An 8387-nucleotide genomic window follows, 5' to 3' on the forward strand; every position below is an offset into this window, starting at 1 on the left:
GGGTGGATGGCGCCCGCAAGGGACGGCGTGATTGCGATTGACCGGCGCGGCGATGCTCCGCAGGCTGCCGCCGATCCCAGGAGGGAACCATGCAGGACCTCGATGTCGAAGGCATCACGGATGCCGTCATCGCGCAGATGGCCGACACTCCCGATCCGCGGCTGCGGCAGATCATGGAAGCGGCGGTGCGCCACCTGCATGCCTTCGCACGCGAGGTGGACCTCACCCCCGACGAATGGCTGAAGGGCATCGCCTTCCTGACCGCGGTCGGCCAGGCCTGCACGCCCTACCGCCAGGAATTCATCCTGTTGTCGGACACCATCGGCCTGTCGCGGCTGGTCAATGTCATGCATGACGCCAAGGGGCGCGAGGCCGCGGGCACCGAGACCAGCCTGCTCGGCCCCTTCTTCCGCGAAGGCGCGCCGGAGATTGAACTCGGCGGGACCATCGCGCGCATCGCCAAGGGGCCGGAACTGGCGGTGTTCGGTCAGGTCAGCGATGCCGAAGGCCGCCCCATCGCGGGTGCCACGATCGACATCTGGCAGACGGATGCCGACGGACAATACGATTTGCAGGCCAATGACCCGTCCGTGATGGACATGCGCGCGCGGCTGCAATGCGACGCGCAGGGGCGGTATCACGTCCGCACCCTGCGGCCGATCGGATACTCCATCCCGATGGACGGGCCAGTTGGCGCGCTCGTGCGCGAGCAGGCACGGCATGGCTGCCGCCCGGCGCATATCCACATCCTCGTTGCAGCGCCTGGATACCGGGAACTCGTCACGGCGCTGTATCTCGGCGACGACCAGTATATCGACAGCGACACCGTCTTTGGTGTCTCGCGCTCGCTGGTGGTGACGCCCGAGACGGGCCTGCCCGGTGCGCCGGACCCGGCTGTCCCGAGCGTGCGCTACGACTTCACCCTGTCACGCGCGACCGATGACGCGGGCGGGCGAGTCGGGTCGGACCCGTCGAAACTCGTGCCCGCCGGCTGAGCCACCCCTGCGCCTGGGAGGAAACAAGAATGATCACGAGACGCCTTCTGGCCGCGACCGCGGCTGCCCTGTCGCTGCCCGCCGTCGCGCGCGCACAGGAGGCCTTCCCCAGCCGTCCGGTGCAGATCGTGCTGCCCTACCCGCCTGGCAATGCGATCGACCTGCTGGTGCGGGTGCTCGCGGCGCAGATGCAGCCGCTGCTCGGCCAGACGGTGGTGGCCGTGAACCGCGAAGGGGCGGCGGCGCTGGTCGGGTCGGTCTCGGTCGCGCGGGCGCCGGCGGATGGCTACACGCTGCTGTTCGTTCCCGCGCTCGTCGCCTCCGTCCTGCCCGTGACGCAGCCGCAGGGCGGGCTGCAGACCAACAGCTTCCGCCCGATCTGCCAGGTGTTCAGCAACTCCATGGCGCTGGTGGTCAAGCCCGACAGCCCGATCCGCACCTTGCGCGACCTGCAGGGGGCGGCCCAGGCCAATCCGGGGCGGATGACCTACGGCACGCTCGGCGTCACCTCCATCCCGCACCTGGCGATGGTGCAGTGGCTGGGTGCCGCGCGCGCCGATATCGAGCACGTCCCCTATCGCGCCGATTCCGCGGTGATGACCGAGGTCTTGCAGGGCCGCATCGATGTGGGATCGATCGTTCTGGGGTCCGCGGCGGGACGGAACGACATCCGCGTCCTCGCGGTGTTCGACGCGCAGCGCCACCCGGACTGGCCCGACGCGCCGACCGCCATCGAGCAAGGCTTCGAGGTCGCGCCGGCGTCCTTCGGTGGGCTGTTCGCCCCGGCCGGCACGCCTGAGGACCGCATCGCCCGCATCGAAGCCGCCTGTGCGACCGCCGCGCAGAGCGAAACCTACCGCGCCGCGGCGCGCACCGGGTCGCAGCCGGCGAACTATTTCCTGAACCGGGCGGATTTCACCCGGCGGCTGCAGACCGATATCGAGCAGAAGGCGGAAGTGCTTCGGGGAATACGGTTGAATTGAAGGTTGGGGGGGACTCTGCCCCTCCAAGCCAGCCCGCCAGGGGCCGGCGGGCCCCTTCAGTACATCGTCTGCTCCAGCCGCGCCGGCGCATCCCGGTCATAGGCGACCGTGTCGAGGTCGCGGCCGCTATGCGCGGCGATCAGCTTGCCCATGGTCGGCAGGCCCTCAGGGCGCGGCCTGCCGTCCCACAGGCGGGACCGCATCACCGATTTCGCGCATTGCATGAACAGGTCCGACACCGTCACGACCAGCACGGTGGTCGGCGCCTTGCCGCGCTCGACGAAGCGGGCGGTCAGTGCCGGGTCGCTGCTGATGCGGGCGGTGCCGTGCACACGCAGCACCTCGGCCGCGCCGGGGATGAAGAAGATCACCGAAACCCGGTTGTCCTCGAGGATGTCGCGCAGACCGTCCAGCCGATTGTTGCCGCGCCGGTCAGGGATCAGCAGCGTACCGTCCGGCTCCACCGCGACGAAGCCCGGCGCGTCTCCGCGCGGCGTGGCATGCACCCCGCGGCTGCCCACGGTGGACAGCACGCAGAATGGGGAGGCAGCGATCCAGGCGCGCGCCGTCGCCTCGACGCGCGGCGAGACCTTCTTCGAGGCGAGCTCCGAGGCCTCCCCATACAAAGCGCGGAGCTGCGCCTCGGTGGTGATGGCGAAGGGATCGGCGGGGGTCTGGATGTCCATGGCGCCGCAGTCTGACCCGACCCGGCCCCATCGCGCCAGCCCGCGCTTGCCCCGCCCCCGCCGGGGCCGGTAAAAGTCCGCCCGATCCTTCATTTCCACGAATTCGAGACAGAGAGGCGGCCATGGCCGGCCATTCGCACGCCAAGAACGTCATGCACCGCAAGGCCACCCAGGGGGCCAAGCGCGCCCAGGCCTTCGGCAAGCTGATCCGCGAGATCACCGTTTCCGCCAAGACGGGCATGCCCGACCCGGCGATGAACCCGCGCCTGCGCGCCGCCGTGAAGGCGGCGCTGGTCGCCAACATGACGCGCGACACCATCGACCGGGCCATCAAGCGCGCCAGCACCGCCGGGCAGGGCGAGGACTACGAGGAGGTGCGTTATGAGGGCTACGGCCCCTATGGCATCGCCATCATCGTCGAGGCGCTGACCGACAACCGCAACCGCACCGGCGGCGACCTGCGTTCCATCTTCAACAAGAATGGCGGCGCGCTGGGTGAGACCAACTCGGTCGCCTTCCAGTTCGAGCGCAAGGGCGTGCTGCGCTACAAGCCCGACGCCGGAACCGCCGACGCCATGCTGGAAGCCGCGATCGAAGCGGGCGCGGAGGATGTCGAGACCGACGAGGACGGCCATGAGGTGTCCTGCTCGGTCGAGGATTTCGCTGCCGTGCGCGACGCGCTGGAAGCCGCCTTCGGCCAGGCGGAGGCCGCGAAGCTGGAATGGTGGCCGTCGACCACCATCGACCTCGACGAGGAGAAGGCGCGCGACATCCTGAAGCTGATCGACGCGCTGGACGACAATGACGACGTGCAGAACGTCTACGCCAATTTCGAGGTGGATGCGGCCGCGGCGGAACGGCTCTCGGCCGCCTGAACGGGCATGCTCGCGCGGCTGAAGGGCTGGGCGCGGGCGATCCGGCGGGATGTGCATGCGCTGTGGCTGGCGGCGCGGGACCCGCGCACGCCCTGGTATGCCAGGGCGCTGACGATGGCGCTCGCGGCCTATGCCCTCTCGCCGATCGACTTGATCCCGGATTTCGTGCCGCTGCTGGGCTATCTCGACGACGCCATTCTGTTGCCCATCGGCATCCTGGTGGTCATTCGGCTGATCCCGGCCGAAGTCATGGCGGAATGCCGGGCCCGTGCCGCGGGGGCGGCGGCCCGGCCGGTCAGCAAAGTCGCGGCCGTGGCCATCGTCGTGGTCTGGATCGGCGCCGCGGCTGGGCTCGCTTGGCTGGCCTGGCCGCATCTGGCCGGCTGACGGCGCGGCGCGGGCGCGCTTCTGGTAGAACCTCGCGCCATGTCCCGCCGGCCGATTCGCATCCTGGGCCTCGACCCCGGCCTCCAGCACACCGGCTGGGGGCTGATCGAACATGACGGCTTCCGGCTGCGCTTCATCGCCGAGGGCGTCATCTCCACCACCCCGGCCGAGGACCTGCCGGACCGGTTGCTCGCGCTGCATCGCGGCCTTGCCGCCGTGATCGACCTGCATGCGCCGGAGGAAGCCGCCGTCGAGAACACCTATGTCGCGCGCAATCCGGATTCCGCGCTGAAGCTCGGCCAGGCGCGCGGCGTGGTGGTGCTGGCACCGGCGCTGGCGGGCTTGGCGGTTGCGCAATACGGCGCGATGGAAGTGAAGCGCGCGGTGGTCGGAAACGGCCACGCGGCGAAGGAACAGGTGCAGGCGATGGTGAAGCACCTGCTGCCGGGGGTGACCTTCAAGCGGGCCGATGCGGCCGATGCGCTGGCGGTGGCGATCTGCCACGCGCATCACCGTCATTCGAAGCAGGCCCTCGCGCGCGGGTACCAGCCGGCATGATCGGGCAGTTGAAGGGCCGCGTGGAGGCCACCCATGACGGTGGCTGCATCTTCGATGTGAACGGCGTCGGCTACCTGCTGTCCTGTTCGCGCAAGACGCTCGATGCGCTGTCGGGACGCGAGGGCGCCCAGCGCCTGCTGGTGGAAACCCGCGTCAGCCAGGATGCCATCACGCTCTACGGCTTCGCCGATGCCTCCGAGCGCGAGGCCTTCCGCGCGTTGATCGAGGTGAAGACCGTTGGGCCGCAGAAGGCGCTGATCGTGCTGTCCTCGCTGACGCCCGATGGCCTAGCGCGTGCCATCGCTGGCAAGGAACGCAAGCGGTTGTCGGAGGTGAAGGGCCTGGGGGCAGCGACAGCCAACCGTATCGTCGATGAGCCCGCGATGCAGAAATGGGCGGTTGGCCGCGCGACGCCGGAAGCCGATGGCGAGGGTGCGCTGGCAGCCGCCACGCCGGAAGCGGGCGCGGAATCCGATGCGGTCTCTGCACTGGTCAATCTCGGCTGGAAGCAGCCGCAGGCGGCGGCGGCCATCGCCCGCGTGGCGAAGCGCCTCGGTGATGGCGCCACCCTCGACGCGCTGATCCGCGACGGGCTGAAGGAGATGGCGCGGTGAGCAGCACTGACCGCATCACCGACCCCGAACGCCAGGACGACGACTACGGCGAGCACGCGCTGCGCCCGCAGACCATCGCCGACTTCACCGGCCAGCAGGGCCTGCGCGAGAACCTTTCGGTCTTCATCGCCGCGGCCAAGGCGCGTGCAGAGCCGATGGACCATGTGCTGTTCCACGGCCCGCCCGGGCTTGGGAAGACAACGCTCGCGCAGATCGTCGCGCGCGAACTGGGCGTCGGCTTTCGCGCCACCTCCGGCCCGGTGTTGCAGCGCTCCGGCGACCTCGCCGCCATCCTGACCAACCTGCAGCCGCGCGACGTGCTGTTCGTCGATGAGATCCATCGCCTGCAACCCGCCATCGAGGAAACGCTCTATCCAGCGATGGAGGATTTCTGCCTCGACCTCATCATCGGCGAGGGGCCGGCGGCGCGCACCGTGCGCATCGACATCCCGCCCTTCACGCTGATCGGCGCGACGACGCGCGCCGGGCTGCTGGCGACGCCGCTGCGCGACCGCTTCGGCATTCCGCTGCGCCTGGTGTTCTACACGGCGGAGGAACTGCACGGCATCGTCACCCGCGGTGCGCGCAAGCTGAACTTCGCGCTGTCCGACGACGGCGCGATGGAGATCGCCAAGCGGTCCCGCGGCACGCCGCGTATCGCCGGGCGCCTGCTGCGCCGGGTGCGCGACTTCGCGATGGTCGACCAGCGCGCCGCCGACCGCGCCATGGTCGATGCCGCGCTGCTGCGGCTCGAGGTCGATGCCCTCGGCCTCGACGCCATGGACCGGCGCTACCTGCGTCGCATCGCTGAGCATCATGGCGGCGGCCCGGTCGGGATCGAGACGCTCGCCGCCGCCCTCGCCGAAGGCCGCGATACGCTGGAAGAAGTGGTCGAGCCCTTCCTGATCCAGGAAGGCCTGGTGCTGCGCACCCCGCGCGGACGCATGCTGGGGGAACGCGGCTGGCGGCACCTGGGACTCGCCCCGCCGGCCTCGATGGTCGCGCAGCTTGACCTTCTGCGGGACACGGATGCGTGAGCGGTACCGAACCAGATAGGGTTGACGGCATCCATCGATACAACCTGCGGGTGTATTTCGAGGATACCGATGCCGGGGGAATGGCCTATCACGCCCGTTATCTGCATTGGGCGGAACGGGCGCGAACTGAATCCTTGCGCGCCATAGGCTTGCCGCATCAATTTATGATCGAACGTCACAATGCGTTGCTGGTGGTGCGGCGCATCGAAGTGGAGTATTGGCGCCCCGCCCGGCTCGACGACGCCTTGGTTGTCGAGACCGCCATCCTGCGGGTCACCGGCGCCCAGATCCTCCTCAGCCAGACCGTCCGCGCGACGGCGGAGGGGACGGGCGCATCGGGTGAACGGCTTGCTGGGTTGAAGGTCGGCCTGGTCTGCGTGGGGCAGGGGTCCCTCAAGCCCGTGCCGTTGCCCGAACCATGGCGGAGCGTGCTGAGGGGCCTGGTCGTGCCGGAAGTGGCAGGCTGAACGCCCCGGATCGTATTGCAGGCGGCCTCGGCCGCGAACGCCCCGGATGGGGCGGGAAAGGAGAGTTGGCGTGAACGGAGCCGTGACCGCTCAGGCGCTGGGACAGGCTGCACACGACCTTTCGCTCTGGGGGCTGTTCCTCCAGGCCGACTGGATCGTGAAGTCGGTGATGATCGGGCTGCTGTTCGCCAGCATCTGGGTCTGGGCCATCGTCTTCGACAAGGTGACGAGCATCCGCCGCGCCAACCGCGCCGCCGACGCCTTCGAGGACCGCTTCTGGTCCGGCGGCAGCCTCGATGACCTCTACGCCAAGGAAGGCGAGGAGCCGTCCCATCCGCTCGCCGCGGTGTTCGGCTCGGCGATGCGCGAATGGCGGCGGTCGGCCGGCAACGGCGCGTTGCTCGGCGGCGCCAAGGAACGCGTCGAACGCGCCATGGGCGTGACCATCGGGCGGGAGATGGAGCGGCTGGAACGCTGGATGGTCTTCCTTGCCTCGGTCGGTTCGGTCGCCCCCTTCATCGGCCTGTTCGGCACGGTGTGGGGCATCATGAATTCCTTCGCCGCCATCGCGGGGATGCAGAACACCAACCTCGCCGTGGTCGCGCCCGGCATCGCGGAGGCGCTGTTCGCCACCGCCATCGGCTTGGTCGCGGCCATCCCGGCAGTGCTCGCCTACAACAAGATCACCACCGACCTCGCGCGCTTCGCCGGGCGGATGGAATCCTTCGCCACCGAATTCGCCGCCATCCTGTCGCGCCAGACGGAAACGGCGGCGAACGACAAGGCCGCACCGGCCGCCTCGGCGGCGGAGTAGGGCCATGGCCGGTTCGACGATCGGGGGGCGCGGCAACGGCCGGTATCGCTACCGCCCGATGGCCGAGATCAACGTCACGCCGCTGGTCGACGTGATGCTCGTGCTGTTGATCATCTTCATGGTGGCCGCGCCGCTGATGACCGTCGGCGTGCCGGTGGACCTGCCGCGCACCGCGGCCTCCCCGCTCAACCAGGAAACCGAACCGCTGACCATCTCGGTCGACCCGCAGGGCCGCGTCTTCCTGCAGGAGACCGAGGTGCCGATGGACAACCTCGTGCCCCAGCTGCGCGCGATCATGGCCAACCAGCCGCAGGGCGCGCCGGAACGGCGCATCTTCGTGCGCGGTGACCGCGCCATCGCCTACGGCAAGGTGATGGAGGTGATGGGCACCATCGCCGCGGCCGGCTTCACCCGCGTCGCCCTGCTGGCCGAACAGCCAGGCGGTGCCGCTCGCCCCGCCGGCGCCGCGCCGGCGACGCCGCCGCGCCCTGCCGGGCGGACCGGCGCGCAGCAGTCGCGAAACTGATCGAAGGGAGCGGAGGGGTGGGCCTACCCTCCTGGACCACACGGATGGATTTGAACCGCTGGGGCATGGTCTCCGCGGGGATGCACGCGCTGATCCTGGTGATCGGCACGCTGTTCGTGCTTGCCCGGACAATCCCCGAACCGGAGGAACAGGGCATCGCGGTGGAGCTGGTCTCTCCGGGGCCGCCCCAGCTCGCCCAGGCGGATGTGCCCCGGCCGATCCCCGCACCGCCCTCGCCCGAGGCGACGCCGGAACCGCCGACGCCCGAGCCCCCCGCGCCTGAGCCACCGCGCAACCAGCCGCCGCAGCCCCCGCCGCCACCGCCCCCGCCGCCGCCCGCGCCGGCTTCCGCGCCTACGCCGCCCTCGCCATCCCAGGCGCAGCCGACCGCGCCGACGCCGCCACCCGCGCCGTCGCCGGACCCCGTCCCGGCGCCGCGGGTGAC

At 70.0% G+C, this 8387-nt stretch carries 10 protein-coding genes and 2 pseudogenes; 11 read left to right on the forward strand and 1 reads right to left on the reverse strand.

Annotated elements, in window-relative coordinates; translation table 11 throughout:
* Positions 1-89: 89 nt before the first annotated feature.
* Together AC2YHJ_RS26705 and AC2YHJ_RS26710 are read left to right on the forward strand one after the other, a co-directional pair.
* Complete coding sequence (locus AC2YHJ_RS26705) at positions 90-995, forward strand: dioxygenase family protein (RefSeq protein WP_487399232.1); 906 nt, start codon at positions 90-92, stop codon at positions 993-995.
* Between the two features lie 29 nt (positions 996-1024).
* On the forward strand, positions 1025-1978 hold the full coding sequence (locus AC2YHJ_RS26710) for a tripartite tricarboxylate transporter substrate binding protein (protein ID WP_487399233.1): 954 nt from the start codon (positions 1025-1027) through the stop codon (positions 1976-1978).
* A 56-nt stretch (positions 1979-2034) separates the two neighbouring features.
* Here AC2YHJ_RS26710 and AC2YHJ_RS26715 read toward each other — a convergent pair whose 3' ends face one another.
* Positions 2035-2664, reverse strand: a complete 630-nt coding sequence (locus AC2YHJ_RS26715; protein WP_487399234.1) for an MSMEG_1061 family FMN-dependent PPOX-type flavoprotein — start codon at positions 2662-2664, stop codon at positions 2035-2037.
* 122 nt (positions 2665-2786) lie between these two features.
* Here AC2YHJ_RS26715 and AC2YHJ_RS26720 point away from each other — a divergent pair, with 122 nt between their 5' ends.
* The 9 genes and pseudogenes from AC2YHJ_RS26720 to AC2YHJ_RS26760 all read left to right on the forward strand — a co-directional run.
* Positions 2787-3539, forward strand: a complete 753-nt coding sequence (locus tag AC2YHJ_RS26720) for a YebC/PmpR family DNA-binding transcriptional regulator (protein ID WP_487399235.1) — start codon at positions 2787-2789, stop codon at positions 3537-3539.
* Between the two features lie 12 nt (positions 3540-3551).
* Positions 3552-3926: pseudogene (locus AC2YHJ_RS26725) on the forward strand (YkvA family protein); the annotation flags it as partial.
* A gap of 39 nt (positions 3927-3965) precedes the next feature.
* On the forward strand, positions 3966-4484 hold the full coding sequence (ruvC, locus tag AC2YHJ_RS26730; RefSeq protein WP_487399236.1) for a crossover junction endodeoxyribonuclease RuvC: 519 nt from the start codon (positions 3966-3968) through the stop codon (positions 4482-4484).
* Positions 4481-5098 (forward strand): Holliday junction branch migration protein RuvA, encoded by a 618-nt coding sequence (ruvA, locus tag AC2YHJ_RS26735; RefSeq protein ID WP_487399237.1) that lies wholly within the window; start codon positions 4481-4483, stop codon positions 5096-5098. The genes ruvC and ruvA overlap by 4 nt, the downstream gene beginning before the upstream one ends.
* Positions 5095-6135 carry a Holliday junction branch migration DNA helicase RuvB gene (gene ruvB / locus AC2YHJ_RS26740; RefSeq protein ID WP_487399238.1) on the forward strand — a complete coding sequence of 347 codons (1041 nt, stop codon included), beginning with the start codon at positions 5095-5097 and terminating at the stop codon, positions 6133-6135. Before ruvA ends, ruvB begins: the two co-directional genes overlap by 4 nt.
* Positions 6132-6602, forward strand: a complete 471-nt coding sequence (locus AC2YHJ_RS26745) for a YbgC/FadM family acyl-CoA thioesterase (protein ID WP_487399239.1) — start codon at positions 6132-6134, stop codon at positions 6600-6602. Before ruvB ends, AC2YHJ_RS26745 begins: the two co-directional genes overlap by 4 nt.
* A 46-nt stretch (positions 6603-6648) precedes the next feature.
* A complete protein-coding gene (gene tolQ, locus AC2YHJ_RS26750) occupies positions 6649-7416 on the forward strand; it encodes a protein TolQ (RefSeq protein WP_487399240.1) in 768 nt (255 codons plus the stop codon).
* 4 nt (positions 7417-7420) lie between these two features.
* Positions 7421-7942: a protein TolR gene (gene tolR, locus AC2YHJ_RS26755; protein ID WP_487399241.1), complete on the forward strand. Its 522-nt coding sequence runs from the start codon at positions 7421-7423 to the stop codon at positions 7940-7942.
* Positions 7943-7986: 44 nt separating this feature from the next.
* Positions 7987-8387: pseudogene (locus tag AC2YHJ_RS26760) on the forward strand (hypothetical protein); the annotation flags it as partial.

The sequence above is a fragment of the Roseomonas sp. SRI_022 genome (assembly GCF_057586215.1).

Excerpts from the sequence above, each read along its gene's own strand:
- AC2YHJ_RS26710 (WP_487399233.1), top strand. The coding sequence starts at position 1,025 with ATGATCACGAGACGCCTTCTGGCCGCGACCGCGGCTGCCCTGTCGCTG.
- tolR (WP_487399241.1), top strand. The coding sequence starts at position 7,421 with ATGGCCGGTTCGACGATCGGGGGGCGCGGCAACGGCCGGTATCGCTAC.
- ruvC (WP_487399236.1), top strand. The coding sequence starts at position 3,966 with ATGTCCCGCCGGCCGATTCGCATCCTGGGCCTCGACCCCGGCCTCCAG.
- AC2YHJ_RS26705 (WP_487399232.1), top strand. The coding sequence starts at position 90 with ATGCAGGACCTCGATGTCGAAGGCATCACGGATGCCGTCATCGCGCAG.
- ruvA (WP_487399237.1), top strand. The coding sequence starts at position 4,481 with ATGATCGGGCAGTTGAAGGGCCGCGTGGAGGCCACCCATGACGGTGGC.
- AC2YHJ_RS26720 (WP_487399235.1), top strand. The coding sequence starts at position 2,787 with ATGGCCGGCCATTCGCACGCCAAGAACGTCATGCACCGCAAGGCCACC.
- AC2YHJ_RS26715 (WP_487399234.1), bottom strand. The coding sequence starts at position 2,664 with ATGGACATCCAGACCCCCGCCGATCCCTTCGCCATCACCACCGAGGCG.
- tolQ (WP_487399240.1), top strand. The coding sequence starts at position 6,649 with ATGGGGCGGGAAAGGAGAGTTGGCGTGAACGGAGCCGTGACCGCTCAG.